The following is a 26,086-nucleotide window of genomic DNA, read 5'->3' as shown; positions in this document are numbered from 1 at the left end:
GGGGGACCGCTCGGCGGAGCCGAGGGGTGGAGGGGCCGAAGCGGCGCAGCCGCGAGGATGACGCTCGACATTTTCCCCTCCACCAAGCCGCTCCGCGTCTTGATCCCCCTCCCCATCTGCGATGGGGAGGATTGTGGTTGTCCAACACCCCAAAACCCCAATTGGCACGCTTCCTGCTGAGTACCCGGCAGACCAACAAGGTGGACAAATCCGATGAAAGACACGGCAGCCAACCGCAAACTCCTCACGGTGCTCGTGTTACTCGGCGCGAGCTGGGTGCTGTTCTTTCAACCGGCGTCGCACTGGAGCGCCGCGATCCAGATTTCCTCGGTCCGGATCGCCTTCTCGCTCCAGAGCGACACTGTCCGTTTCCGGACACCCGTGTCCGGAAACGGACACTCTTTATTCCTGCTGCAGATCGGGAGCGAGCGTTCGTGAATATCGCCTCTTTGAAGACGGCGGCGTCCGCGACCACTGACCGGGCGGTCAGCGGCAGCCAGATGGACAAGGTGGTCGAACGCCGTGGCCTGTCGCGCAATGCGAAGATCGGGATCGGCGCGGGCGTCGTGCTGATCCTCGCGTTTCTGTTTTGGTGGTTCATGCCAGGCGCTGGATCGCAGACGGTGACCAAGAACCGGCTGACGATCTCGACCGTGCAGACGGGGCGGTTCGAGGATTTCATCCCGCTGCGCGCCAAGGTCACGCCTTTGCTCACCGTTTATATCGACTCGATCGAGGGCGGGCGGGTCGACAAGGTCCTGGTCGAGGACGGCACCGACGTCGTCGCCGGCCAGCCGATCGCGATGCTTTCCAATGCCGAGCTTCAGCTCTCGACCCTCGCGCGCCAGACCGAGGTCGAGCAGCAGATCAACAATATGCGCAGCCAGGAGCTCGCGCTGTCGCAGACTCGCCTCGCCAACGAACGCGCGATCCTCGATGCGCAGCTCGCGCTCACCACGGCGCGCCGTCAGTACGAGCGCGAGGCGCCGCTGGCCGCCAAGGGTTATGTGTCGGGCAAGCAGTTCAACGACACGACCGACAATTACCAATATCAACAGCGCCGCCTCGCCGTGCTCCAGCGCAGTCAGGCAAGCGATGAACGGCTACAGTCGGGTCAGCTCGAGCAGCAGAAGGCGTCGATGAAGTCGATGTCGGCGGGCCTGGGCATCGCGCGCACCAATCTCGACGCGCTCAACCTCAAGGCGCCGGTCACCGGCAAATTGTCGGGCTTCTCGATCCAGATCGGTCAATCGCTCCAGCGCGGCGAGCGGATCGGTCAGATCGACTCGCCGGGCCGCAACAAGCTCCAGGCCGGGGTCGACGAATTCTATCTCGGTCGCGTTCAGGTCGGCCAGTCGGCGAGCGTCGACTGGAACGGCAAGACGTTCCGCGCGAGAGTGATGAAAATCTATCCGCAGGTCCAGAACGGCCAGTTCCAGGTCGACCTGCAATTCCTCGGTGATGAGCCGCAGGGCGTACAGCGCGGCCAGACGCTGCAGGCGAAGCTGACCCTGGGCGACCCTGCGCCGGCCAAGCTGATCCCCAACGGCGCTTTCTACAACGAAAGTGGTGGCGCCTATGTCTTCGTCGTCGCCCCGGACGGGAACAGCGCGGTCAAGCGCCAGGTCCGGCTTGGCCGCCGCAATCCCGATTTCATCGAAGTGCTCGACGGGCTCGATGCCGGCGAGCGCGTGATCACCAGCCCCTATACCGGTTTCGCCGACAAGGATCGGCTCGACCTCTCGAACGCGAAGGAGTGAATCTGATGCTGCATATGCGTGCCTTGTCGCGGACCTACCGCACCGACACCGTGGAAACCACCGCGCTCGACGCGATCGATCTCGACATCATGCCGGGCGAATTCGTCGCGATCATGGGCCCGTCGGGCTGCGGCAAGTCGACCCTGCTCAACCTGATGGGTATGCTCGATAGTCCGACCAGCGGCAGCTATGTGTTCGACGGCAAGGAAGTCGCCGGCCTGTCGGAAGCCAAGCTCGCCGATGTCCGCAAGGAATCGATCGGCTTCATCTTCCAGAGCTTCAACCTGGTCGACGAATTGTCGGTGCGCGAGAATGTCGAGCTCGCCTTGCTCTATCATGCCGTGCCCGCCGCCGAGCGCCGCCGCCGCACCGAAGAAGTGATGGACCGTGTCGGCATCGCCCACCGCGCCCGCCATTTCCCCAGCCAGCTGTCGGGCGGCCAGCAGCAGCGCGTGGCGGTCGCCCGTGCGCTCGTCGCCGAGCCCAAATTGATCCTGGCCGACGAACCGACCGGCAACCTCGACACCAATCACGGCGAGGAGGTGATGAAGATGCTCCAGACTCTGAATGCGCAGGGCTCGACCATCGTCATGGTCACGCACTCGCCCTCGCATGCCGATTACGCCAGCCGCGTGGTCAACATGCTCGACGGCCGCATCCTCCAGGAACGCCGGCGCGCGGCCTGATCCTCATCTCGTCTGGAGAAGCCCGATGTGGCGCAACTATCTGACCGTCGGCATCCGCTCGCTGCTCAAGAGCCGCGTCTATGCGGTGATCAATATTCTCGGTCTCGCGATCGGGCTCGCCGCTTGCGTCCTGATCCTGCTCTATGTCCGGTATGAGGAGAGCTACGACGGGTGGATGAAGGGCGCCAGCCGCGCGTATCAGCTCCAGACCTATTATCACGCCACGCCGCAGGGCGGGGAGGAAATGTACCTCCAGATGAGCTCGTTGGCGGCAGGCCGCGCGCTGGCGAAGGACTTTCCGCAGATCGAGAAAATCGTGTTCGTCCGCGCCTTCTCGCCGATCGTGATCCAGGACGGCGAGCCGTCGCAAAGCACGCTCAGAATGGTCGACGGCAACATCTTCGACATTCTCCAGGTCCCGTTCGTGAAGGGCGACGCGCGCTCCGCGCTCAACGACGCCCATTCGATGGTGCTGAGCGAAAGCGAAGCGCGGCGGCGGTTCGGCAACGCCGATCCGATCGGCAAGACGCTGACGGTCGTCGATAATACCGGCAATGTCGATTACCGCGTCGCCGGCGTCTTCCAGGACATCCCCAAGAACAGCAGCTTCAGCGCGACGATGGTCGCGCGGTTCGACATGGACGTCCAGTTCGCCGATCGCACCCAGGTCCTGACCAATTGGGACGATCAGGAAGGCTGGCATTACGTCAAGCTTCGTCCCGGTGCCGACGCGGCGGCGATCATGGCCCAGTTCCCGGCGTGGAAGAAGCGCAATATCCCCGACACTGTGGCCGATGGCCAGCGCTACAATCCGGGCGACGCGCAGGATTATAAGCTGGTCAATCTGCGCGATGTGCATCTCGGCAAGGCGCAGAATGGGGCAATGACCCCCGGCAACGACAACGCCACGGTCACCACTTTCGCCGTCATCGCGTTGCTGGTGCTGGGCATGGCGTGCGTCAACTTCGTCAACCTCGCCACGGCGCGCGCTTCGCAGCGGGCCCGGGAAGTGGCGCTGCGCAAGGTGCTTGGCGCCAGCCCGCGTCAGCTGATCGTTCAGTTCGTCGGGGAATCGGTGCTCGTAACGCTGATCGCGTTGCTGGTGGCCTTCACCGCGGTCGAACTGATCCTGCCCTTCTTCAACCGCTTCCTCGATGCCGGCATCCAGCTCCATTATCTGGGATCGGACGGCGTGTTGTTGCCCGGCATCGTGCTCGTGCTGATCGTCGGCGTGATCGGCGGTCTCTATCCGGCGATCTATCTCTCGCGGTTCGAACCGGCGAAGATCCTCAAGGCGAACAAGTCGGCGGCCGACGCGCAGGGCTCCGGGCGGCTGCGCAACGTGCTGGTGATCGGCCAGTTCGCCGTGTCGATCGCGCTGATCGTCTGCACCAGTGTGATCTACGCCCAGACGGTTTATGCCCGCACGGTCGACGCGGGCTATCGGCGCGACGGCCTGCTCCAGGTCGAAAATCTGACGTTCCGCGGCGTGTCCGACGATCAGGCGCTGTCGCTGGTCGATCAGATCCGTCGGCTGCCCGGCGTGCGCGCGGCGGCGGGTACACAGATCGCGGTCGCCCCGGGCAACAATTCAATCTCCAGTTTCTACCTGCCGGGGAACGCGAATGCGGTGTCGCTAGGCCTGTATGCGGTCCAGACCGGCTTCTTCCCGGCAATGGGGATGCGGATCCTGGCCGGCCGCGATTTTTCGCAAACCTATGGGCGCGACGACGCGACCACGCCGCATCCGATGAATCCGGATGCCGAACGCGCGCTGGTCGCGCGCGGCCTCAACATCGTCGCCACCGAAAGTGCCGCGCGGCGGCTGGGCTTCGCCGATGCCCGCAGCGCGATCGGCAAACAATTGTCCGGCGCCTTCACGCTTCCCCAGTTCGGACTGGTGCCGTGCACCATCGTCGGCGTGGTATCGGATGCGCGGTTCCGCTCGCTGCGCGAGCCGTTGCAGCCCATCGCGTTCGTCATGCAGCGCAACGGCTTCAACCAGGTCGCGGTGCGGTACGCCGGCGTCGCCCCCGGTACGATGCGCGACTCGATCGAGCAGCTTTGGCGCCGCCTGATCCCGAACGTGCCCTTCAAGGCGAGCTTCGCCGACGATCTGGTTCGCGAGCAATATGATCGCGAAACCGCGCGCGGCCAATTGTTCGCCGCGTTCGCGATCCTCGCCGTGGTGATCGGCTGTCTCGGCCTGTTCGGGCTGGCTGCCTTCACCGCGGCGCGGCGGACCAAGGAGATCGGCATCCGCAAGGTACTGGGCGCGCGTACGCTCGACATCGTGCGACTGCTGGTCTGGCAATTCAGCCGGCCGGTGCTGATCGCCAATCTGATCGCCTGGCCGGTCGCCTGGTGGCTGATGCGCGACTGGCTCAACGGCTTCGACACCCGGATCGCGCTCGGGCCGACTCCCTTCGCCCTCGCCGGTGCGCTGACGCTCGGCATCGCCCTGGCAACCGTCGCCGGGCATGCGATCCGCATCGCCCGCACCAACCCGATCAACGCTCTGCGCTACGAATAGGAGAGGCCCGATGTGGCGTAACTACCTGACCGTCGGCATCCGTGCCCTGCTCAAGAACCGCGTCTATGCCGTTATCAACATTGCCGGACTGGCGATCGGCCTGGCCGCGTGCCTGCTCATCCTGACCTATGTCCGCTATGAGTTCAGCTATGACAATTGGCTGCCCGAGGCCGAGAACACCTACGAGCTGGCGACCGAATATCTGCCCTCTCCGGGCGGGCAGCAGCCGGGTACCTCGCTGACAACCGCCTATGTCGCGGGCGGCGCGCTCAAGAAGGATTTCCCTCAGGTCGGGCGGGTAGTGTGGGCGTCGTCGCAGAACGTCACCTTCCTTCAGGACGGTACGCCGACCGCTGCCAAGAAGGCGTTCGTTACCGACGGTCCGCTGTTCGACGTCGTGCGCGTACCCTTCGTGCGCGGCAACCGCGCGACCGCGCTCGACGATCCGCATTCGATGGTGCTGAGCGAGAGCGAGGCCGAAGCGCGGTTCGGCGACAGCGATCCGCTGGGCAAGACGGTCACCGTCTCCAGCGGCGACATGACCGCCGATTACCGCGTGACGGGCGTGTTCAAGGACCTGCCCAAGAACAGCCATTTCGATATGACCACGGTCTTGCGGATCGATCCGCTCGAGTATTTCCGCAAGACGCCCGATGTGGTGACGTCGTGGACGTGGTCGAACGGAGAAATCTACGTCCGGCTCAAGCCGGGTACCGACCCCCAGACGATCCAGGCGCAATTGGCCACCTGGAAAAAGCGCAACATCCCCGATGACGTCGGCAGCAACCCCGTGACCAATCCCGGCCAGTTCGAGGATTTCCACCTCATCAACGTGCGCGATCTACATCTGAGCAAAGGGCAGGGGCAAGGCCGGCCCAACGGCAATCGCCAATCTGTGCTGACCTTCGGCGTCGTCGCGTTGCTGATCCTGGCGATGGCCTGCATGAACTTCACCAATCTCGCCACCGCCCGTGCTTCACAGCGCGCCCGCGAAGTCGCGCTGCGCAAGGTACTGGGCGCGAACCGGCAGCAACTCATCACGCAATTTGTCGGCGAATCGATGCTGGTCTCGTCGATCGCGATGCTGATCGCGCTGGCGCTGGCCGAACTCGCCATCCGGCCGCTCAACGCCTTCCTCAATGCCGACATGCAGTTCAGCTATTTCGGACTATCGGGCATCCTCTTGCCGGTGATCGCGCTGACCGTGCTGGTCGGGCTGGCGGGCGGGCTGTACCCCGCTTTCTATCTGTCGCGGTTCGAGCCGGCGCGGATTCTCAAGGCGAACAAGTCGGCGGCCGATGCGGAAGGTAGCGGGCGGCTGCGCAGCCTGCTCGTCATCACCCAGTTCGCGGTATCGATCGGGCTGATCATCTGCACCTCAGTGATCTACGCACAGACCGAATATGCCCGCAACCTCGACGCGGGCTACAAGCGCGACGGGTTGCTCCAGCTCAACGGCATCGCCCGCGCGCCGGTCGAGGCAGCGGCGCCGACATTGCTCCAGGAATTGCGCAAGCAACCTGGTATCGTCGACGCGGCGCGCGTGTCGCTCGGCATCGCGTCGGGCAACAATTCGACAACCGACGTCAACGTGCCGGGCGGCAAGCCGGTAACGCTCGGCGTCTATGGCGTCGACACGCACGCCTTCGACACGTTGGGCGTGCGCGTGCTTGCCGGGCGCAATTTCTCGGAAACGGTGGCGATGGACGATTCGACCCTGCCGAACCCGCCCGATCTCAATGCCGAAAAGGCGCTCACGGCGCGCGGCGTCAACGTGGTGCTGTCCGAATCGGCCGCCCGGAGGCTGGGCTTCCCGTCGCCCGCGGCGGCCGTCGGCAAGCAGGTCCAATATATCATCGCCAGCAACGAAGCGGGCCCGGTCACGGCCAATGTCGTCGGCGTGGTGAGCGACGTCCGCTATCGTTCGGCGCGCGATCCGGTGCAGCCGATCATTTATTATTACATCACCAACGGCGCCTTCAATCAGCTGATGGTTCGCTTCAACGGCGATCCGCGGACGGCGCAGGCGACGGTCGAGCGGGTGTGGAAGCGCTCGGTGCCCGGCCTGTCGCTCAATTCGCGCTTCGTCGAGGACATCATCCACGATCTCTACAATATCGACGAGAAGAGCGCGCAATTGTTCGGCATGTTCGCGATCCTGGCGGTGGTAATCGGTTGCCTCGGCTTGTTCGGGCTGGCCGCATTCACCGCCGAACGGCGCACCAAGGAGATCGGTATCCGCAAGGTGCTGGGCGCGCGCACCCGCGACATCGTCCGGCTGCTGGTGTGGCAATTCAGCCGGCCGGTGCTGATCGCCAACCTTGTCGCCTGGCCGGTCGCCTGGTGGTTGATGCGCGGCTGGCTCAACGGCTTCGACACGCGGGTGACGCTAACGCCGCTGCCCTTCGTCGAGGCGGGCTTGCTGGCAGTGGTGATCGCGGCGGGGACGATCGCGGGACATGCCGTGCGCGTGGCGCAGGCAAGCCCGATCAAGGCGTTGCGTTACGAATAGGGTTCAGGGGAGGGCCTGGATAACTTGGCGCCGGGGCGGAGACGTCCCGGCGTTTTTTTGTTTTGGGATCGCGTTGGGCTAACTGCCCTCGCTGTCGCTCGGGAATTTCCTGGGCGAACGTCCCCCGAACGTTCGCTCTTACCGGGAAATTGGTCGGGGAAAGAGGATTCGAACCTCCGGCCCCTGCCTCCCGAAGGCAGTGCTCTACCAGGCTGAGCTATTCCCCGACCGGCGCATCTCCGGGCGAACCCGGGCTTGCGAGGGGGCGCCTATAACCATGCGGGTGGAGTCGCGCAAGCGCTTGTATCACTCGGCTGTGTCACTCCGCGCGCGCCGCGAGCATGGCATCGATGCTGGTGAACTTCTCGCGCGGGGATCCGTCGCGCGCCGCCGAAATCTCCGCGGCTTCGATCTTCTGCCAGTCGCGAAAAGTGACGACGTCGACATTGCGATCGCGCAGCAGCAGGTCGAGCCCTGCGCGGCCGTTCTTGCCATAATCCTCCGCCGTGTCGTCCGCGATCTGTTCTGCGATCATGAAGCCGTCGGGACGGTTGGTCCCGATCGTGCCGGTCGGGCCGCGCCGTGCCCAGCCGACCGCGTACAGACCCGGCGCGATCCGTCCTTCGTCATTGGCGAAGCGTCCAAGCTTCGCGTCATAGGGCACGCCCTCGATGGGTGGGGTGCGATAGCCGATGCAGCTGACTACCAGCGCGGCGGGTATTGCGTACGTCTCGCCGGTTCCATTGGCGCGGCCCTCGGCATCGATCGCGGTGCGTTCGACGATTACCCGCTCGACCTTGCCGTGGCCTTCGATCGCGATCGGCATCGCATAGAAATCGAACTCGATCGTGATCGGCTTTTCGACCTGAGCCGCGGCGAAGCTGCGCAGATGCCCGACCGACTTGCGCAAGCCCGGCTCCAGCGCGGCATCCTCCGCTTCCGGCGGCAGGTCGGCGGCATCGACGCGTGGAGCGGCGCGTTCGAGGTGCCCCAGTTCGCCGAGTTCCTTGGGCGTCATCGCGATCTGGTGCGGGCCGCGCCGCGCGAGGATGGTGATGCGCTCGTGCCTGGCGCGCTCGAGCGAGTCGAGCGCATGACCGACGATGTCCGAGCCGGAGAATTCGGCTCCGGTCTTGGCGAGCACCCTCGCCACATCGAGCGCGACATTGCCGGCGCCGACGATCACCGCGCCGGGGCCGTCGAGTACGGGCGCGAGGTCGGCAAAATCGGGATGGCCGTTATACCAGCCGACAAAGGCGGCCGACCCGACCACGCCGGGCAGGTCGTCGCCGGGAATGCCCAAGGCGCGATCGGCGGGCGCGCCGGTCGCCAATACGACGGCATCGTAGAGCTCGAGCAATTCGGCGATCGAAACCTCCTTGCCCACGGTCACGTTGCCGACGAAGCGGACATTGTCCGACAGCGCGGTGGCCTCGTACCGGCGCGAAACGCCCTTGATCGACTGATGGTCGGGTGCGACGCCGGTGCGGATCAGGCCATAGGGGACAGGCAAGCGATCGATGATGTCGATCCTGACCTCATCGCCGAACTGCTTCTGGCACGCTTCGGCGGTGTAGTAACCGGCGGGACCCGAACCGACGATCGCAACGTGACGCATGTCCCCTCCTGTGGTTCAGGAGGGGGAACCTAGCGTGTCGCAATCCCTTGGCAACCCGCCTACGGGCTACCGGCCGCCCAGCTGGTCGACCAGCTTGATGTACGCATCCAGATAGGCGAGCACGATCACCTGGCCGATTTGCGTGTTCTGATAGCCGCCGCCGCCGGCCGAGGCGAAGCCACCCCACCAGCTGGCGCCGGTTGCCGCGCTGAAACCGACATCCGTCTTGCGATAATAGCCCTCGACGACGCTTTCCTCGGTAGTACGCGAGTCGACCACCGATAGCGTGACGTTGGCTTCACCTTTCTTGATGTTGATGCCGCCGGCGAGCGAGCCGATCACGTTCGCGCCGCCGCCGCCGAAGCGGCTGAGCACGCCGCCGATCGCACCGCCGACATTGCTGCCGCCCGAATTGTCGTTCGTGGTGACGATGTTCGGTTCGAGCAGGAAGTCCGCCGCGCGGACCTGGCCCTTGCCCATGTTCGATCCAGCCTGCAGCTCGCCATTGTCGGCCAGGGCGCGCTCCATCGCACGGCTCTGCATCGAACGGCCACGATTGACGAGCGTGAAGCAACGCGATTCCTGGACGAACACCTTCAGGATCGCCTCGGGGCTGCCCAGGTTGTACTGCCGCCACCACTGGTTTTCCGGCTCGACCATCGCGATCGTGCCGAGAGGCTTGGCGCAATGCGGCATTTCGCGCATGCCGCGATCCTGATCCTTGCGGCCGGAGGACCTGTCGCGCTGGGCCATTGCCGGCGAAATCGAAAGCACCATCGCCGCCGCAGCGGCCACCAATGTCACCTTACGCATCTAATCCTCCCCATGCGCCGACGATGCTCGATCGGTCGGCGCGGATGACCCAAGTTGCGCGGCCCGGCCCTTGCCGTGGCGCAACGCGTTACGATGCCGGAGATGCGACCCGCCCTGCATCCTGCCGCGGTTCCTAGCAGAGCGGTACGCCACGAAATAGGCGTTTTCCGTCATGCGTTTGAGCCCGTTGCGATAGCGGCGGTGCAGCGAAAACCTTGCCGATGGCGGGCGCGGCGCTATCGTCGAGCCTCATGGCATCGCTCGGCATCGTGCGCGAATTCCTGAGCGAGATGTCGCCGGTCGAGGGCGTCGCCGCGCTGCTCATCCTGATCAACGTCTGGCTGGTGGCACGCAGGAGCATCTGGAATTACGCTTTCGGGATCGCCGGCGTCGCGATCTATGGCGTCGTGTTCTTCCGCGCCAAGCTCTACAGCGACACCCTGCTCCAGGTCTTCTTCCTGATCGTGCAATTCTACGGTCTGTGGCAGTGGCGGCGGTCGCAGCGCGAGGCGGGCGAGGTCGTGGTCGAGCGGCTGACCAGGACGGTGCGGCTAGCCTGGGCCGCCGGCATCGTCCTCGCCATCCTGGGCTGGGGCTGGCTGATGCACCGCTTCACCGACGCATCCTTTCCCTGGTGGGACGCCTCGGTCGCGATGATCAGTGTTGCCGCGCAATATCTGATGTCGGTGCGCAAGCTCGAAAATTGGTGGCTATGGATCCTCGCCAATCTGGTCTCGATCGGCCTGTACGCGGCAAAGGCGCTGTGGATCACCACCGGCCTCTACGTCCTGTTGCTGGGAATTGCGGTACTGGGGCTGGCGCGTTGGCGAGCCGCGCGGCAAGGGGCGGAGGCATGAAGCTTCGCTCGATCTGCCTCCACGGTCCGGAAAGCACGGGCAAGTCCACCATCGCGGCCGAACTGGCGCGCCATTTCGGCTCGGCTTGCGTGGCCGAATATGGCCGCACCTATACCGAGGCGTTCGGCACCAACTGGACGATGGCCGACCTGGTCGCGATCGCACAGGCGCACGACGCCCAGACGCGGCAAGCGATCGCCAGCGGGCGGACGCCGGTTATCCTCGACACCGATCCGCTGATGACCGAGGTTTGGGCGGAGATGCTGTTCGGCCGCCACGATCCATGGTTCGATTCGTGGAACGGCTTTGCCGATCTCTATCTGTTGTTCGATATCGACCTGCCCTGGGTCGACGACGGCACGCGGATGTTCGGCACGCCGGAAAAGCGCCAGCGCTTCTACGAATTGTCGATGGAAGTGCTCGAACGCCGCGGCGTGCGCTGGACGATGGTGAGCGGAGAGGGGGATCAGCGCTACCTGACCGCGCTCCGGGCGATCCTCGGCACAGAGAAGTCGCTGTCGGGCGCCTGATCTATCCAGGGTTTTGGCGTTTGGCCGCATGCCTGCTATCGGCGCGGCAAATCCCTCTTCAATGCAAAGATTCCCGTGTCCACGCCGCTCGACAAAATCCGCAATTTCTCGATCATCGCGCATATCGACCATGGCAAGTCGACGCTCGCCGATCGCCTGATCCAGGCGACCGGCGGCCTGTCCGACCGCGAGATGTCCGAACAGGTGCTCGACAATATGGACATCGAGCGCGAACGCGGCATCACCATCAAGGCGCAGACCGTGCGCCTCTCCTACAAGGCGCAGGACGGCGAGACCTACACGCTCAACCTGATGGACACGCCCGGTCACGTCGACTTCGCCTATGAGGTCTCGCGCAGCCTGGCCGCCTGCGAGGGCGCCTTGCTGGTGGTCGACGCCGCCCAGGGGGTCGAGGCGCAGACGCTCGCCAACGTCTATCAGTCGATCGAGCACGACCATGAGATCGTGCCGGTAATCAACAAGATCGACTTGCCCGCCGCCGAGCCGGAGAAGGTCAAGCTCGAGATCGAGGAAGTGATCGGGCTCGACGCGTCGAATGCGGTGCTGACTTCGGCCAAATCGGGAATCGGTATCGGCGAGGTGCTCGAAGCGGTGGTCCAGCGCATCCCGCCGCCCAAGGGCGATCCGGCGGCGCCGCTCAAGGCGATGCTGGTCGACAGCTGGTACGACCCCTATCTCGGCGTCGTCATCCTGGTCCGCGTGATCGATGGCGTGCTCAAGAAGGGCCAACAGGTCACCTTCATGCAAGCCGGCACCCAGCATCTGGTCGACCGCGTCGGTTGCTTCCGGCCCAAGATCGAGCAACTGACCGATCTCGGCCCGGGCGAGATCGGCTTCATCACCGCGCAGATCAAGGACGTGGCCCAGGCGCGCGTCGGCGACACGCTGACCGACACCAAGCGGCCCGCCGCCGAACCGTTGCCGGGGTTCAAGGAAGTCCAGCCCGTGGTGTTCTGCGGGCTTTTCCCGGTCGACGCCAACGACTTCGAAAAGCTTCGTGAGAGCATTTCGAAACTGCGTCTCAACGATGCCAGCTTTTCGTTCGAGATGGAAACTTCCGCCGCGCTCGGCTTCGGCTTCCGCTGCGGCTTTCTCGGCCTGTTGCATCTGGAGATCATCCAGGAGCGACTGACCCGCGAATATGATCTCGACCTGATCACCACCGCGCCGTCAGTGGTCTATCAGATCGAGCTGACCCACGGGCAGGGCCATATCGAGCTGCATAACCCGGCCGACATGCCCGATCCCAACAAGATCGCGCTGATCAGCGAGCCGTGGATCGAAGCGACGATCTATTGCCCCGACGAATATCTCGGCTCGATCCTCAAGCTCTGCCAGGACCGCCGCGGAATCCAGAAGAACCTGACCTATGTGGGCGGCCGCGCGCAGGTGACCTACGAACTGCCGCTCAACGAAGTGGTGTTCGATTTCTATGATCGTCTCAAGTCGATCAGCCGCGGTTATGCCAGCTTCGACTATCACCAGATCGGCTATCGTGAGGGCGACCTCGTCAAGATGTCGATCCTGGTCAATAACGAGCCGGTCGACGCGCTCAGCATGATCGTCCATCGCGGCACCGCCGAAAGCCGCGGTCGCGGCATGTGCGAGCGCCTCAAGGACCTGATCCCGCGCCACTTGTTCAAGATTCCGATCCAGGCCGCGATCGGCGGCAAGGTCATCGCCCGCGAGACGATTGCTGCGATGCGCAAGGATGTTACCGCCAAATGTTACGGTGGCGATATAACCCGCAAGCGCAAGCTTCTGGAAAAACAGAAGGAAGGCAAGAAGCGCATGCGCGAATATGGTTCGGTGCAGATTCCGCAGGAGGCCTTCATCGCCGCGCTCAGGATGGGCGACGAGAATTAGACCTGGGTCGTAGTCTGATAACCGTCACCCCGGCCTTGTGCCGGGGTCCAACGGGCGGCAGGCTGAGGGCAAGAGGTTCGGGGGCTTCCCTCGCGGCACCTTGGACCCCGGAACAAGTCCGGGGTGACGAACGGGCGTTCCGGCCTGGAGATAGACAATCATGATTCCCCGCGAACTCATCGACGTCGCGCGCATTCCCGGCACCAATGACGAACTGCGCCTGTTTCGGCGCGGCGCGGACTTCATGATCGTGCTCGACCGCAACGAGCTGATGAACAGCCGGATGAGCGGGTCGGAGGAAGTGCTGGCGACCGAGACCTGCCAGCGGCTCAAGGGACGCAAGGCGCCGCATCTGCTGATCGGCGGCTACGGCATGGGCTTCACCTTGCGCGCCGCGCTGCGCTCGTTGGGCGCCGACGCCAAGCTGACCGTGGCCGAACTGGTGCCCGAGATCATCGCCTGGGCGCGCGGCCCGATGGCCGAGCTCGCCGCCGGCTGCCTCGACGATCCGCGCGTCAGCGTCGTCGGCGACGACGTTGCGGCGCTCATCGACAACGGCCAGGCGCAGTATGACGCGATCCTGCTCGACGTCGACAACGGTCCCGACGGCCTGACCCGCGCGAGCAACGGCCGGCTCTATTCCGAACGCGGGCTGGAGAATGCCTGGCGAGCGCTGCGCCCCGGCGGCATCCTCGCGATCTGGTCGGCGGCGCCCGACCCGCGCTTCGCCCGCAAATTCGCGTCGTGCGGCTTCGCGGTGGACGAGATCGTGACTCGCGCCCGCAGCAACGGCAAGGGTCCGCGGCACGTGCTCTGGTTCGGGACGCGCAGCGCCGACTAGCTGTTCGCATGCAAAAAACGGCGACAGACTGCGACATTCCTGCACTTGCGGTCCGTCCGAAACGGGCCTAGCGGCGCCCGCACCCCATATTTCGCTGATTGTCTGCCCGATGGCTCGTCCTGAACCCTCTCTGCTGGTTTCGATCCACGACGTCTCCCCCAAGTTCGAGGGGAAGATCGATCGGCTCGCCGACCTCGTCTCGCGCGACATGCCGGCGCCGCGTTATGCGATGCTGGTCGTGCCCGATCACTGGGGCGATTCCCCCATTCGCGCAGGCACGCCCTTCGCCTCGCGACTGCGCGCCTGGTCGGACACGGGGGTCGACATGTTCGTTCATGGCTGGTTCCACCTCGATCGCAGCGAGCATGATGGCGCGCTGGCCAGGTTCAAGGCCAAGCGGATGACCGCGGGCGAGGGGGAGTTCCTGGGGCTAGACCGCGATATCGCGCGCGCGCGAATGGCGGATGGGCGCAAGCTGATCGAGGACATCATCGGCCGACCGGCGGCCGGATTCATCGCGCCGGCCTGGCTCTATGGCGAAGGCGCGATGCGGGCGCTGGGCGAGGAAGGCTTCGCGCTCGCCGAGGATCACATGAAAGTGTGGCGCCCCACGACCGGCGAGGTCGTCGCGAAGGGACCGGTCATCACCTGGGCCAGCCGCAGCCGCTGGCGCATCGCTTCGTCGCTGGCCGTGGCGACGTTGGCCCGCGCCGCTTTGCCGCGAAAACCGTGGATGAGGGTTGCCGTTCATCCTGGAGACACCAATGTACCGGCACTGACCGACAGTATTGCGCGAACGATTGCCGCTTTGTCGCGCGGCGCGCGTTTTGCCCGATACCGAGAATTCCTGCCGGCCGCGGGGGCGTGAGCGGCCAGAGACAAACACGGGAAAGGGACGGGTAAGGTAGCGATCGAATGAACGACATGTCACGGGCCGTACGCGGAATGGAGGCCGCCACGGTTGCCGATTGGGCACGCAGCGCGGGGGATCGCGCTACTGCTCCCTGGCTCCGCTGGACGGGGCCCATCCTCTCGATCGCGATCATTTTCGTCGTTGCACGCTTCCTGGGCCGGGCGGACCTAGCGGCGCTCGGCCAGTTGCTGCCGACATCGATCGCCTTCTGGATCGGCATGGCGTTGCTGCTCGCGATCCAACCGATCGCCGACTATGTCATCTTCCGCGGGCTCTGGCCGTTGCCGTTGGGCGGCGGGCTCGTCGCCTTGCTCCGCAAATCTGCCTCGAACGAATTGCTGTTCGGCTATTCGGGCGAGTTGCAATTCTATCTCTGGGCGCGCCGCAACGCGTCAATTCCGGGATCGCCGTTCGGAGCGGTGCGCGACGTCGCGGTGCTGTCGGCACTGGCCGGCAATATCGTCACGTTGGCCTTGCTGCTGGCGGCGATCGCGGTGCCCGGGCCGCTCGAATTCGGCGCGATGAACGTGCACATTCTGTGGTCGGGCGTGTTCCTGGTCGCCTCGTCGATGGTCGTGATGCTGTTCCGCCACCGCCTGTTCGCGGTGTCGCGCGCGCAATTCTGGCGGATCGCGGCGATCCATACGGCGCGGTCGATCGCCGTGACGATGATGTTCGGATTGCTATGGGCCATGGTCATGCCCGGCGTGTCGCTCGGCTGGTGGCTGCTGCTGTCGGCCGCGCGCCAATTCGTCACGCGACTGCCGTTCCTGCCGAACAAGGATCTTGTGTTCGCCGGGCTCGCCGCTGGCATGCTGCACGACGTGCCCAACATCGCCGATACGGTTGCGGTGGTCGCGGGCGTGGTGTTTGCGGGCCAGGTCGTGATCGGCGCGGCGCTTGCCGTCACCGACCTCGCGCGTGAAGCCCTGAACATCGAGCAACGCTGATGCGCATCGTCGACGTCTGCGCCTTCTACACGCCCGCCGGCGGCGGGGTGAAGACCTATGTCGAGCGCAAGCTGCAGGCAGGGCCGCCCGCCGGGCATGAGATCGTCATCCTGGCGCCCGGCCCGGAAGACAAGATCGAGGAAGTCGCGCCCGGTGCGGTCATCGCGACGATCGCCGCCGCGCCGTTCCCGCTCGACCGCAATTACCATTATTTCGACGATGAGGGCCGGCTGCACGCCGCGCTCGATCAGTGGCGCCCCGATCTGGTCGAGGTTGCCTCGCCCTGGACGAGTGCATCCATGGTCGGCCGCTGGCGTGGCGCTGCGCCGCGCGCGCTGATCATGCATTGCGACTTCCTGTCGGCCTATCCGTATCGCTGGCTGCAGGGGCTGTTTTCGATCGAGACGATCGACCGCCGGCTCGACTGGTATTGGCGCCATCTGCGCAAGCTCGACCGTCAGTTCGATTTCGTGGTCAGTGCCAGCGACGATTTGACGCAGCGATTGCGCACCGGCGGCGTGGCCAAGGCCCAGACCATCCCGATGGGGGTGCAGCCCGGAATCTTCTCACCAGATCTGCGCGACGAACAGTTGCGCCGCGAGATGCTGGAACAATGCGACCTGCCGCCCGAGGCGACCTTGCTGGTCGGGCTCGGCCGTATGGCGCCCGAGAAGCGCTGGCCGATGATCTGCGAGGCCGTGCTCGCGGCGGGATCGCACCACGCCGTCGGCCTGGTCCTGTTCGGCTCCGGGCGCGACCGCGCGCGCGTCATTCGCGCCACGCGAGGCTCGCCGCACATCATCGTCGCCCCGGCGATCACCGATCGCGCCCGGCTGGCGCGGATGTTGGCCAGTGCTGATGCATTGATCCACGGCTGCGAGGCTGAGACGTTCTGCATGGTCGCGGCCGAAGGTGCGGCAAGCGGCCTGCCGCTCATCCTGCCCGATCGCGGTGGTGCCGCCGACCACCACCGGCCAGGATGCGGCATTCGCTACGCCGCGTGCGATGCGCGCGATCTCGGCGAGCGGCTGACGGCCTATCTTGGCGAAGATCTCCTGGCGGAGCGTCGGCGTGCGGCGGCGTTGGCGCCGCAAGTCCGATTGATGGACGCGCATTTCAGCGATCTGTTTGCGGTGTACAAGCGATCGGTCGCCCGTGCGGCGGCGTGATCCGCGGCCGATCGAGCCGATCGAACGCACCCACTTGATGGCAGGCGCGGGCAGTGCCACGACACGCATCCGATGACCGCGACCGGCGCCCCAATCTTCTATGATCCCTCGGGCCGGCGGCGGCGGCGCTTCGCGCTCGGCGTCGCTGCCTTCATCATGCTGCTGGTACTGTCCGCGGCGGTGTTCGGAGCGTCGATCGGGATCGTTCCGACGCAACCGTTGCTTCCGATCAACACCGAGCGACCGTTGCACCGGCTGGCGCCCCCGCACGATACGTTGCTCAAGCGCACGGGCCGCACCATCGACTGGTATGGCCGCAAGCTGACGGGCGAGACGCGGTCGAAGGAAGCCAAGACCGCCGGCAACGTGCCGCTGGCGATCGCCTTTCACGTGCCGTGGGACGGACAGAGCGCCGAATCGCTGCGGCGGCACATCAACGATCTCGATTGGGTGATTCCCGGCTGGGTGTCGGTGACCGGGCCGAAGCATACGATCACCGTGTTCAGCGACACCGCCGGGCGTGCCGTGATCAACGGCGCCGCGCGCCGCCCGCTGGTACTGCCGATGATCCAGAACGCCATCCAGGGCGAGTTCGATGGGCGCGGTATGGCGGCGATGCTGCACGATCCGAAGCTGCGCAAGGCGTTCCTCGACAAGCTGGAGCCCTGGCTGCTGGGCAACCATGCGGCCGGCGCGATGTTCGATTTCGAGCAGCTGCCGCCTTCGGCGCAACGCGACTATCTGGCGTTCCTCGACGAGGCGAACACCCGGTTCGACCGGCACGGCTGGCTGATAACGATCGCGGTGCCTGTCGGAGACAGGTCGTGGAACCTGCCGGCCTATGCCAAGATCGTCGATCGCATCTTCCTGATGTCGTATGACGAGCACGAAAATTCGGGCGATCCCGGGCCGGTCGCGTCGCAGGCCTGGTTCGCGCGTGCCGTCGCCGATGCGGCGCGCGGTGTCTCGGCGTCGAAGCTGGTCGTAACAATCGGCAATTACGGTTATAATTGGTATCCCGGCGGTGCCGATCCGGTCACGGTCGAAGAAGCGTGGCAGATAGCGCGCGAATCGGACGCCATGCCGAGCTTCGATCCCGCCAGCGGCAATTCGGGCTTCTCCTATGAGGAGGACGGCAAGAAGCATGTCGTCTGGTTCCTCGACGCGGCATCGGCCTACAACCAGATCGGCTTCTTGCGGCGCGCAGGCCTGGGCGGCATCGCCTTGTGGCGGCTGGGGTCTGAAGATCCCGGCATCTGGTCGATCTTTGGCCGATCGCATCCGACGCTGCCGCCGGCCAATGTAATAGAGGCGATCCCGAACGGCACCGATGTCGACATCGAGGGCCGCGGCGAAATTCTGAAGGTCGCGGCGACGCCGGCCGCCGGACAGCGCAAGGTAACGACCCTGCGTGACGGCTACATCACCGCAGTCGATTTCCTGCAGCTGCCCAGCCAATATATGATCCAGCGGACCGGCTATAGTCCGAACAAGATCGCGCTGACCTTCGACGACGGACCCGATCCGCAATGGACGCCGAAGATTCTCGACATCCTGAAGCGTTACAATGCGCCGGCGACGTTCTTCATGGTCGGAGAGAATGGCCTGACCGAACGCGGGCTGCTCGAACGCATCGTGCGCGAGGGGCATGAAGTCGGCAGCCACACCTACACCCATCCCAATCTCGCCGGCGCCTCCGCGACAGACACCGATATCGAGCTCAACGCCAACCAGCGGTTGTTCCAGGCCTTCACCGGGCGCTCGCTGCGCCTGTTCCGCGCCCCCTATTTCGGCGACGCGGAGCCGACCACGGCGGACGAGCTTGGTCCTGTCTACGCCGCGCAGCAGCGCGGCTATATCTCGGTCGGCCTACATGTCGACGCCGAGGACTGGCAGCGGCCGGGCGTCCAGGCGATCATCGACAATGTCGTCGATGGAGTCGCCAAGCGCGGCACCGGCTGTGCGTCGGGCGACGATTCGCAATGCAGCCACAATATCGTCCTGCTCCACGACGCAGGCGGCGACCGTCAGCAGACGATCGAGGCGCTGCCGACGATCATCGAAAAGCTGCGCGCCATGGGCTTCACCTTGGTGCCGGTGTCCGAGCTCGCCGGCCTGTCGCGCGATCAGGCGATGCCGCCGATTTCGCCAGGCGACCGAGCCGCGGCCCAAGTCGATCTATTCCTGTTCGGCACGATCGGCGCCGTCGTCACCGCGCTCGGTTGGATATTTCTCTTCGCGATCTCGATCGGCATCCTGCGGGCCGTGATCCTCTCGGCGCTCGCGCTGATCCAGGCGCGGCGCGAGGGGCGTACGATATTCCCCGCGATCGATCCCGAACGCTTCGTGACGGTAATGATCCCCGCCTATAACGAAGAAGCGGTGATCGAGCGGTCGATCCGGACGGTGCTTGCCTCGACCGATGTCAGGATCGAAGTCATCGTGATCGACGACGGATCGAAGGACCGCACCAGCGCGATCGTGCGCGACGCTTTCGCCGACGATCCGAGAGTACGCCTGTTGACGCTAGAAAACGGCGGCAAGGCGCGCGCGCTCAACCAGGGGCTTGAGCTGGCCACCGGCGAGATCGTCATTGCGCTCGACGCCGACACCCAGTTCGAGCCGACCACCATCGCACGACTGGCGCGCTGGTTCGGCGATCCGAAGCTCGGTGCGGTGGCGGGCAATGCCAAGGTCGGCAACCGGGTCAATCTGGTCACCAAATGGCAGGCGCTCGAATATATCACCGCGCAGAATCTGGAGCGCCGCGCGCTTGCCAGCCTCGACGCGATGACCGTGGTGCCGGGCGCGGTCGGGGCGTGGCGGCTCGAGGCGATCCGGTCGGTCGGCGGCTATCCCGACGACACTTTGGCCGAGGACCAGGACCTGACGATCGCGATCCAGCGTGCCGGATGGAAAGTCCGTTACGACCAATTCGCCGTCGCCTGGACGGAAAGCCCCGAGAGTTTCAAGGGCCTTGCCAAACAGCGCTTCCGCTGGGCCTACGGCACGCTGCAGTGCTTGTGGAAGCACGGCTCGATCATCGGGCGCGGGCGCCCGCGCGGACTGGCGTGGATCGGCCTGCCCCAGGCGATCCTGTTCCAGATCGTGCTCGCCGCGATCAGCCCGATCATCGACCTCGCGCTGATCGTCAGCTTCGCGCTGACCTGGCTCGCGGTCGAACAGCATGGCTGGGATCAGACCCAGCACAGTATCGAGAAGATGCTGGCCTATTGGCTCATCTTCACCGCGATCGACCTGCTCTCGGCCATCGTCGCCTTCGCGCTCGAACGGCGCGAGAGATGGTCGCTGCTCTGGCTGCTGATCCCGCAGCGGATCGGCTACCGCCAGGTGATGTACTATGTCGTGCTGAAAGCGATCACCCAGGCGCTGCGCGGTCCGCGTGTCGGCTGGGGCAAGCTGCAGCGCACCGGGCGCGTGCAGGCGGCGGGCTAGACGTCTACTCGATCAGGCGTGCACCGCTGGCATGCTTGCCGAGGCGGTCGGCCGGATTGCGCAACGGACAGTCCTCCATCGACAAGCAGCCGCAGCCGATACAGCTGCCGAGCTGATCGCGCAGCGCGGTGAGCTGGGCGATGCGATGGTCGAGATCGTCGCGCCAGGCCGCCGACATGCGCCGCCAGTCCTCTCCCGAGACCGGGCGGTCGGCGGGCAGCGTGTCGAGCGCGGCCTTGATCGCGCCGAGCGGGATGCCGGTGCGTTGCGCAATCTTGATCACCGCGACCCGGCGCAGCACGCCGCGGCGGAACCGGCGCTGGTTGCCGCCCGACCGCTCGGCGCTGATCAGGCCCTTGGCTTCGTAGAAATGGAGCGTCGACACCGCCACGCCGCTGCGCCGCGCGACCTCTCCGACCGACAGCATTGCCGGGATGTCCTGCATGCGAAAAGCCCCTTGACCTGAACCAAACTTGAGGTTGCATAGGAGCGTCTCGCGGCGTCGGCAATCGCTTCGGCGCCGGGTTCACGATCCTCAGGAGACATCGTCCATGGCTACCGCTCCCTTCTATCGCGTCGATAAATTCATCGTGCCGGATGCCGCGCGTCAGGCGTTCATCGACGCGGTCGACGAAACCGATGCCGTGATGCGTACCCAGCCCGGCTTCGTCCGTCATGACCTGCTCGAGCAGGTCGGCGGTCCCGGCGAGTATAATTTCGTGACCGTGGCCGAATGGGAAAGCGATGAAGTTATTCCGATCGTCGCCGCCGCGATCGCTCGCCATCAGGCGAAGCGGCGCTTCGATCGCAATGCCTTTTTCGCCAAGCACGGAATCCGCGCCGACATCGCCACCTATCGCGTGCTTTGAGGCGTCCGCCGCGCGGTGTATGCGCGGCGGCATGATCCAGCCGTTCACGCGCCGTCTCGTCCTCGCCGGATTGGCCGCGCTGTCGATCGGCGCCGGGCCATCTCCGCGAGCGCCGGTCATTCTCGCCGCGGCCAGTCTGCAGGAATCGCTGACCGCCGCGGCGGATGTCTGGGCGAGGGCGGGCCACCCTCGGCCGGTAATCTCATTTGCCGCATCCTCCACCCTGGCACGTCAAATCGAGGCGGGGGCGCCGGGCGATCTGTTCGTCTCCGCCGATGAGGAGTGGATGGACGCGCTGGCGGCCAAGGGATTGCTCGCGCCGGGAACGCGCGCCGATCTGGTTGGCAACCGGCTGGTCGTGGTCGAGCCTGCAGGACGGCATTCTTCGATTCCGACGAGCGGCCCCCGTCTCGCGCGGGTGCTGGGTGCCGGCCCGCTGGCGATGGCAGATCCCGACAGCGTACCGGCAGGCAAATACGGTAAGACGGCGCTGGAGAAGCTCGGCGCCTGGACCGCGGTCGCCCCCAACATAGTACGTGCGGAGAATGTTCGCGCGGCGCTGGCGCTGGTCGAACGCGGCGCGGCGCCGTTCGGGATCGTCTACCTGACCGACGCCAAGGCGTCATCGAAAGTACGCGTTGCTGGCGTGTTCCCGCCAACCAGCCATCCGCCGATCCTGTATCCGGTCGCCCGGCTGGCGCGATCGACCAACCCGGACGCCGAGGGTTTCCGCCGCTTCCTGCTGTCGCCGCGCGGCCGTGCGATCTTCGCGCGGTTTGGTTTTGGGGTGCCTGCAAAGTGATGGCCCCACGCCGTCATGCCGGGCTTGTCCCGGCATCCAACGTGCAACAACGGCTGGATTCCGTTGTGGAGGATTGGTGTTCGAGCGAGATCGTGTCCCCCGGACACGATCTTGGCTTGCCGGGGGCAAGCCGAAGCTCGAACACGGAACAAGTCCGGGGTGACGATGAAATGGAATGCGCGGTTTGACCTCCGAGGAATGGGTCATCGTCGCGCTGTCGCTACGGGTCGGGCTGGTCGCGACGCTGGCGGCGCTTCCCATCGCTTTCGCGATCGCCTGGCTGCTCGCGCGTGGTCGCTTTCCGGGCAAGATCCTGATCGAAGCGATCGTCTACCTGCCGCTGGTCGTGCCGCCGGTGGTCACGGGCTGGTTTTTGCTGGTCGCCTTCGCGCCTGGTGGACCATTCGGTTTCTTGAGCAACGGTGTGCTGTTCCGCTGGACCGGTGCGGCGATCGCTGCCGGAGTGATGGCGTTGCCGCTCATGGTGCGGGCGATCCGGTTATCGATCGAGGCGGTCGATCGCCGGCTCGAAGGCGCGGCGCGGACGTTGGGGGCGGGGCCGTGGCGCGTGTTCCGGACGATCACCTTGCCACTCAGCCTGCCGGGCGTGCTGGCCGGGACCGTGCTCGGCTTCGCGCGGTCGCTCGGCGAATTCGGCGCGACGATCACTTTCGTCTCCAACGTGCCGGGGCAGACCCAGACCTTGCCGCTGGCGATCTACGCCGCACTGCAACGTCCCGACGGCGATGCGATCGCGCTCCGGCTGTCGGCATTGTCGGTCGCGGTGGCGCTGGCGGCGTTGGTCGCCTCGGAATTGCTCGCGCGACGGATGCGCGCGGCGATGGTCCATGGCGTTTGACCTCGATATCTCGAAGCGGCTCGGCGATGCCGAGATCGCGCTGCGGCTGGAGACCGGTGAGGGCCTGACCGTGCTGTTCGGCCCGTCGGGCGCCGGCAAGACCAGCGTGCTCCACATGGTGGCGGGACTGCTTCGGCCCGATCGCGGCCATATCCGGGTCGGTGGCGTGGCGCTGTTCGGCGCCGGCGTCGATGTCGCACCCGAACGTCGGCGCGCGGGGTACGTCTTTCAGGACTCGCGGCTGTTCCCGCACCTGAGGGTCGCGGCAAACCTGGGCTACGGCGCAGGTCGGACCGCAGCGATCGAGGATGTCGTCCAATTGCTCGACATCGCCCATTTGCTCGATCGCTGGCCGCGGACGCTATCGGGGGGAGAGGCGAAGCGTGTCGCGATCGGTCGCGCCTTGCTCAGCGACCCCGCTTTCCTGCTGCTCGACGAGCCGACCGCCTCGCTCGATCGCGACCGTGCGCAGGAGGTGGAGCGCGCGATCCTCGACATTCGCGACCGGCTGCGCCTGCCGATCCTGATGGTGACCCATGACCGAGCCCAGGCGGAGCGGCTGGCGACGACGATGGTCGAGATCGATCCGATGCGGACATGAATTCGCGGGTCTGTCATGGTGTGATGCGATAAAGTGGCCCGTATCTCACCTGGCAGGGGGGCGACGCGATGGACAGCGCCAGCAAGGACGGATTTCACCTGAAATTGTGGCGCGGCGAACGCATGTGCCTGATCGGTATGGACGTCGACGCGCCGGAACCCGATTTCGTCGGCTTCGCGATCGAGGTCCTCCATCCAGGCGGGACCGAGTTCGCGCCGTTGCGCAATCGCCTAGCCTTCTCCTATCCGGAAGGCAGCAAGATCAATGGCGACGTCCAATTCCCGTCGACCGAGGCGCCCTTTCAGAAGTTTCGCTGGGTCCATTTCCCCTATGATCCGATCGACGGGCTCTATTCCTATCGCGTGACCAAGATGCACATGCCGGCGGATGGGTCGTTGGTTGCGGGCACGCAACTCGTCGCCAACATCAACCTCAATCCCATCACCCATCCGGGTTTTCTCGATATCGGCTTCACCCGGGCGTTCGCATCGTCCCAAGCCTATCGCGACAAGTTCGGGAATCGCGACGACATCCTGCCGGCGACCAATGCCGCCGGCCTCGATTTCGCGCCCCCGTTCGATCCGGCAAGTCCGAGCGACGACAATCCCTATACCTGGCTCGGTTTCGAAGCGGCGGCGATCGTGCAGTCCTTGGTCGACGAGGCTGTCGCGGACACGACGCTGACGGTGGATTTCTTTGCCTATGACTTGAATCTGGGCTGGCTGGTCGACCGTCTCGAGAAGCTCGGGCCGCGGCTGCGCGCGGTGATCGACGATAGCCCCAAGGACCACAACCAGCCAGCGGGCGCCGAAGGAAAGGCATCCGCGCGGCTGTCGACAAGCACTGGTGGTCAGGTCGTTCGGATGCATTTCAATGGGCTGCAGCACAACAAGGTGATCATCGTGCGACGCAACGGCGTGGCCCAACGCGTGCTGCTCGGCTCAACCAACTTCAGCTATCGCGGCTTCTACATTCAGGCGAACAATGCGCTGCTGTTCAGCGATCCCGCCATCGCCGGACTGTTTGGCGACTATTTCGATGCCGCGTTCCATCAGCCGGAGACGTTCTCGGGATCGGACATGGCCCGCAAATGGTACGCCTTCACCACGCCCGACAAGCCAGTCGTCCAGATCGCGCTGTCGCCGCATGCCGACAAGGAAATAGGGCTGTCGCCGGTCGGCGCGGCGATCGATCAGGCCACGTCGTCGGTGTTCTTCTCGATCGCCTTTCTCAACCAGACCAAGAGCGGCTCGGTGCGGACGGCGATCGATCGTCTCGCGAAGCGGCCGGTGTTCAGCTACGGCGTGGTCGACAAGGCGAGCGCGGAGCCCAAGCCCGGAGCAGAGGCCAAACCGAGCAGGCTCGACGTGTACAAGCCCGACGGCACGATCGGCGTGGTCGATTTCGGCTATCTCGCCAAGAACGCGCCGCCGCCGTTCGGGGCCGAGTGGCAGGGCCGCAAAGGCATCAACCTGCACAACAAGTTCGTCGTCACCGATTTCGGCCTGCCGACCGCCAAGGTCTTCACCGGATCGTCCAACCTCTCGCCGAGCGGGGAGGGCGGTAATGGCGATCATTTGGTAATGATCCAGGATCCGATCGTCGCCACGGCCTATGCGATCGAGGCTGTGCGCCTGTTCGATCACCTGCATTTCCGCTCGAAGATGAAGGATGCGAAGGTCAAACCGAAGGGCGCCAAGGCCGGCGAGGCGACACCGCTCACGCTCGCCAAGCCGACCGCGCTGAGCGGTAAGCCGGCCTGGTTCGAACGCTATTACCGGGCCGACAGCCAGTATCTGCGCGATCGGCTGCTGTTCGGGCACTGACGGCCGGCGCCGAGCGGGCACCGGCCGCCTCCGCGACGATCAGCCGCCCAGGAAGTCCATCTTGCCGATCGGCACGCCCTTCATGCGCAACAACGCATAAGCGGTCGTGACGTGGAAATAGAAATTCGGGTGAACGAACCCGATCAGGAAATCGCGCCCGGGAAACTTGAACTCGCCATTGGGGAATTTGAGCACGACCTCGGCATCTTCCTTGCCGTTGATCGCCTCGGCGGGCACCGACTTCACGAAGTCGATCGTCTTGGCGATACGCGCCTTGACGTCGTCGAAGCTCGCCTCATTGTCCTCCATCACGACATTCTCGACGCCGCCCAGCCGGACCATGCAACCCTTGGCCGAATCGCTCGCGCGCTGGATCTGCGAAATGAAATTGCCCATGTCTTCGATCAGCCGTGCTTCGAGCAGGTCTTGCTCGTCGATTCCCTTGTCGGCGGCGAAGGCGCGGGCCTTGTCGATGATCTTGTCGAGATTGGTCAGCGCGCGCACGAAAACAGGCGCGGTGAGGGCGTAAAGTTCGGTAGCCACTGGATTCTCCCCTAGAGAAACGGACGGCCGATCGGCGTCCGCGGGAGGACATAAGACCTCA

The 26,086-nt window shown here is 65.2% G+C and carries 22 protein-coding genes and 1 tRNA gene; 18 read left to right on the top strand and 5 right to left on the bottom strand.

The genetic code is table 11. The annotated features are described in order from the left end of the window. Positions 1-213 precede the first annotated feature (213 nt). The 5 genes from Q0L25_RS05440 to Q0L25_RS05420 are packed head-to-tail and all read left to right on the top strand — an operon-like array spanning position 214 to position 7,491. A complete protein-coding gene (locus tag Q0L25_RS05440; RefSeq protein WP_066825277.1) occupies positions 214-438 on the top strand; it encodes a hypothetical protein in 225 nt (74 codons plus the stop codon). Continuing rightward, on the top strand, positions 435-1,760 hold the full coding sequence (locus Q0L25_RS05435) for an efflux RND transporter periplasmic adaptor subunit (RefSeq protein ID WP_296612295.1): 1,326 nt from the start codon (positions 435-437) through the stop codon (positions 1,758-1,760). The genes Q0L25_RS05440 and Q0L25_RS05435 overlap by 4 nt, the downstream gene beginning before the upstream one ends. A gap of 5 nt (positions 1,761-1,765) precedes the next feature. Then, entirely contained in the window at positions 1,766-2,446 is a 681-nt protein-coding gene (locus Q0L25_RS05430; protein WP_066591359.1) for an ABC transporter ATP-binding protein, read from the top strand. A 25-nt stretch (positions 2,447-2,471) separates the two neighbouring features. Next, entirely contained in the window at positions 2,472-4,979 is a 2,508-nt protein-coding gene (locus Q0L25_RS05425; protein ID WP_296612293.1) for an ABC transporter permease, read from the top strand. A gap of 10 nt (positions 4,980-4,989) precedes the next feature. Further along, positions 4,990-7,491, top strand: coding sequence for an ABC transporter permease (locus tag Q0L25_RS05420; RefSeq protein ID WP_296612291.1), 2,502 nt, complete (start codon positions 4,990-4,992; stop codon positions 7,489-7,491). Positions 7,492-7,641: 150 nt separating this feature from the next. Here the strand turns inward: Q0L25_RS05420 and Q0L25_RS05415 are convergent. From Q0L25_RS05415 to Q0L25_RS05405, 3 genes are all read right to left on the bottom strand, one after another. Continuing rightward, positions 7,642-7,718, bottom strand: a tRNA-Pro gene (locus Q0L25_RS05415). A gap of 92 nt (positions 7,719-7,810) precedes the next feature. Beyond that, positions 7,811-9,109 carry an FAD-dependent oxidoreductase gene (locus Q0L25_RS05410; RefSeq protein ID WP_296612289.1) on the bottom strand — a complete coding sequence of 433 codons (1,299 nt, stop codon included), beginning with the start codon at positions 9,107-9,109 and terminating at the stop codon, positions 7,811-7,813. Between the two features lie 66 nt (positions 9,110-9,175). Continuing rightward, on the bottom strand, positions 9,176-9,922 hold the full coding sequence (locus Q0L25_RS05405) for a penicillin-binding protein activator LpoB (protein WP_296612287.1): 747 nt from the start codon (positions 9,920-9,922) through the stop codon (positions 9,176-9,178). A gap of 251 nt (positions 9,923-10,173) precedes the next feature. On the opposite strand from Q0L25_RS05405, the gene pnuC reads away from it, so the two are divergent. From pnuC to Q0L25_RS05365, 8 genes are all read left to right on the top strand, one after another. Beyond that, positions 10,174-10,779 (top strand): nicotinamide riboside transporter PnuC, encoded by a 606-nt coding sequence (gene pnuC / locus Q0L25_RS05400; RefSeq protein ID WP_296612285.1) that lies wholly within the window; start codon positions 10,174-10,176, stop codon positions 10,777-10,779. Then, entirely contained in the window at positions 10,776-11,309 is a 534-nt protein-coding gene (locus Q0L25_RS05395) for an ATP-binding protein (RefSeq protein ID WP_296612283.1), read from the top strand. The genes pnuC and Q0L25_RS05395 overlap by 4 nt, the downstream gene beginning before the upstream one ends. Before the next feature lie 75 nt (positions 11,310-11,384). After that, the gene (lepA, locus tag Q0L25_RS05390; protein WP_296612280.1) at positions 11,385-13,196 is read left to right on the top strand and encodes a translation elongation factor 4; all 1,812 of its coding nucleotides are present in this window, start codon (positions 11,385-11,387) and stop codon (positions 13,194-13,196) included. 160 nt (positions 13,197-13,356) lie between these two features. Beyond that, on the top strand, positions 13,357-14,037 hold the full coding sequence (locus Q0L25_RS05385) for a spermidine synthase (RefSeq protein WP_296612279.1): 681 nt from the start codon (positions 13,357-13,359) through the stop codon (positions 14,035-14,037). Between the two features lie 109 nt (positions 14,038-14,146). Then, positions 14,147-14,905, top strand: coding sequence for a polysaccharide deacetylase family protein (locus tag Q0L25_RS05380; RefSeq protein ID WP_296612277.1), 759 nt, complete (start codon positions 14,147-14,149; stop codon positions 14,903-14,905). A 47-nt stretch (positions 14,906-14,952) separates the two neighbouring features. Beyond that, positions 14,953-15,900, top strand: coding sequence for a hypothetical protein (locus tag Q0L25_RS05375; RefSeq protein WP_296612275.1), 948 nt, complete (start codon positions 14,953-14,955; stop codon positions 15,898-15,900). Further along, positions 15,900-17,069 (top strand): glycosyltransferase, encoded by a 1,170-nt coding sequence (locus Q0L25_RS05370; protein WP_296612273.1) that lies wholly within the window; start codon positions 15,900-15,902, stop codon positions 17,067-17,069. Before Q0L25_RS05375 ends, Q0L25_RS05370 begins: the two co-directional genes overlap by 1 nt. Positions 17,070-17,141: 72 nt before the next feature. Further along, positions 17,142-20,525: a glycosyltransferase gene (locus Q0L25_RS05365; RefSeq protein WP_296612271.1), complete on the top strand. Its 3,384-nt coding sequence runs from the start codon at positions 17,142-17,144 to the stop codon at positions 20,523-20,525. A gap of 4 nt (positions 20,526-20,529) precedes the next feature. On the opposite strand, the gene soxR is transcribed toward Q0L25_RS05365, so the two are convergent. Continuing rightward, positions 20,530-20,970, bottom strand: a complete 441-nt coding sequence (gene soxR, locus Q0L25_RS05360; protein ID WP_296612269.1) for a redox-sensitive transcriptional activator SoxR — start codon at positions 20,968-20,970, stop codon at positions 20,530-20,532. 106 nt (positions 20,971-21,076) lie between these two features. On the opposite strand from soxR, the gene Q0L25_RS05355 reads away from it, so the two are divergent. The 5 genes from Q0L25_RS05355 (at position 21,077) to Q0L25_RS05335 (ending at position 25,482) form a co-directional block, all read left to right on the top strand. Then, entirely contained in the window at positions 21,077-21,394 is a 318-nt protein-coding gene (locus Q0L25_RS05355; RefSeq protein WP_296612267.1) for an antibiotic biosynthesis monooxygenase, read from the top strand. A gap of 31 nt (positions 21,395-21,425) precedes the next feature. Beyond that, complete coding sequence (modA, locus tag Q0L25_RS05350) at positions 21,426-22,196, top strand: molybdate ABC transporter substrate-binding protein (RefSeq protein WP_296612264.1); 771 nt, start codon at positions 21,426-21,428, stop codon at positions 22,194-22,196. A gap of 175 nt (positions 22,197-22,371) precedes the next feature. After that, positions 22,372-23,055 (top strand): molybdate ABC transporter permease subunit, encoded by a 684-nt coding sequence (modB, locus tag Q0L25_RS05345; protein WP_296612262.1) that lies wholly within the window; start codon positions 22,372-22,374, stop codon positions 23,053-23,055. Beyond that, positions 23,045-23,656, top strand: coding sequence for an ATP-binding cassette domain-containing protein (locus tag Q0L25_RS05340; RefSeq protein ID WP_296612261.1), 612 nt, complete (start codon positions 23,045-23,047; stop codon positions 23,654-23,656). The genes modB and Q0L25_RS05340 overlap by 11 nt, the downstream gene beginning before the upstream one ends. Before the next feature lie 68 nt (positions 23,657-23,724). Continuing rightward, complete coding sequence (locus Q0L25_RS05335; RefSeq protein WP_296612259.1) at positions 23,725-25,482, top strand: phospholipase D-like domain-containing protein; 1,758 nt, start codon at positions 23,725-23,727, stop codon at positions 25,480-25,482. 39 nt (positions 25,483-25,521) lie between these two features. On the opposite strand, the gene Q0L25_RS05330 is transcribed toward Q0L25_RS05335, so the two are convergent. Then, positions 25,522-26,025: a DUF1993 family protein gene (locus Q0L25_RS05330; protein ID WP_296612257.1), complete on the bottom strand. Its 504-nt coding sequence runs from the start codon at positions 26,023-26,025 to the stop codon at positions 25,522-25,524. Positions 26,026-26,086 lie beyond the last annotated feature (61 nt).

Origin of the sequence: Sphingomonas sp. (genome assembly GCF_024508665.1) — a bacterium.
Taxonomy (GTDB): domain Bacteria; phylum Pseudomonadota; class Alphaproteobacteria; order Sphingomonadales; family Sphingomonadaceae; genus Sphingomonas.
The sequence above is the reverse complement of the archived record's forward strand: the minus strand, read 5'-3'. Positions and strand labels throughout refer to the sequence as shown.

Coding starts and splice junctions, on each gene's coding strand:
- soxR (WP_296612269.1), bottom strand. CDS start 20,970: ATGCAGGACATCCCGGCAATGCTGTCGGTCGGAGAGGTCGCGCGGCGC.
- pnuC (WP_296612285.1), top strand. CDS start 10,174: ATGGCATCGCTCGGCATCGTGCGCGAATTCCTGAGCGAGATGTCGCCG.
- Q0L25_RS05375 (WP_296612275.1), top strand. CDS start 14,953: ATGAACGACATGTCACGGGCCGTACGCGGAATGGAGGCCGCCACGGTT.
- Q0L25_RS05385 (WP_296612279.1), top strand. CDS start 13,357: ATGATTCCCCGCGAACTCATCGACGTCGCGCGCATTCCCGGCACCAAT.
- Q0L25_RS05405 (WP_296612287.1), bottom strand. CDS start 9,922: ATGCGTAAGGTGACATTGGTGGCCGCTGCGGCGGCGATGGTGCTTTCG.
- Q0L25_RS05420 (WP_296612291.1), top strand. CDS start 4,990: ATGTGGCGTAACTACCTGACCGTCGGCATCCGTGCCCTGCTCAAGAAC.
- Q0L25_RS05365 (WP_296612271.1), top strand. CDS start 17,142: ATGACCGCGACCGGCGCCCCAATCTTCTATGATCCCTCGGGCCGGCGG.
- Q0L25_RS05335 (WP_296612259.1), top strand. CDS start 23,725: ATGGACAGCGCCAGCAAGGACGGATTTCACCTGAAATTGTGGCGCGGC.
- Q0L25_RS05370 (WP_296612273.1), top strand. CDS start 15,900: ATGCGCATCGTCGACGTCTGCGCCTTCTACACGCCCGCCGGCGGCGGG.
- Q0L25_RS05355 (WP_296612267.1), top strand. CDS start 21,077: ATGGCTACCGCTCCCTTCTATCGCGTCGATAAATTCATCGTGCCGGAT.
- Q0L25_RS05395 (WP_296612283.1), top strand. CDS start 10,776: ATGAAGCTTCGCTCGATCTGCCTCCACGGTCCGGAAAGCACGGGCAAG.
- modA (WP_296612264.1), top strand. CDS start 21,426: ATGATCCAGCCGTTCACGCGCCGTCTCGTCCTCGCCGGATTGGCCGCG.
- Q0L25_RS05380 (WP_296612277.1), top strand. CDS start 14,147: ATGGCTCGTCCTGAACCCTCTCTGCTGGTTTCGATCCACGACGTCTCC.
- Q0L25_RS05410 (WP_296612289.1), bottom strand. CDS start 9,109: ATGCGTCACGTTGCGATCGTCGGTTCGGGTCCCGCCGGTTACTACACC.
- modB (WP_296612262.1), top strand. CDS start 22,372: ATGCGCGGTTTGACCTCCGAGGAATGGGTCATCGTCGCGCTGTCGCTA.
- Q0L25_RS05440 (WP_066825277.1), top strand. CDS start 214: ATGAAAGACACGGCAGCCAACCGCAAACTCCTCACGGTGCTCGTGTTA.
- Q0L25_RS05430 (WP_066591359.1), top strand. CDS start 1,766: ATGCTGCATATGCGTGCCTTGTCGCGGACCTACCGCACCGACACCGTG.
- Q0L25_RS05340 (WP_296612261.1), top strand. CDS start 23,045: ATGGCGTTTGACCTCGATATCTCGAAGCGGCTCGGCGATGCCGAGATC.
- Q0L25_RS05425 (WP_296612293.1), top strand. CDS start 2,472: ATGTGGCGCAACTATCTGACCGTCGGCATCCGCTCGCTGCTCAAGAGC.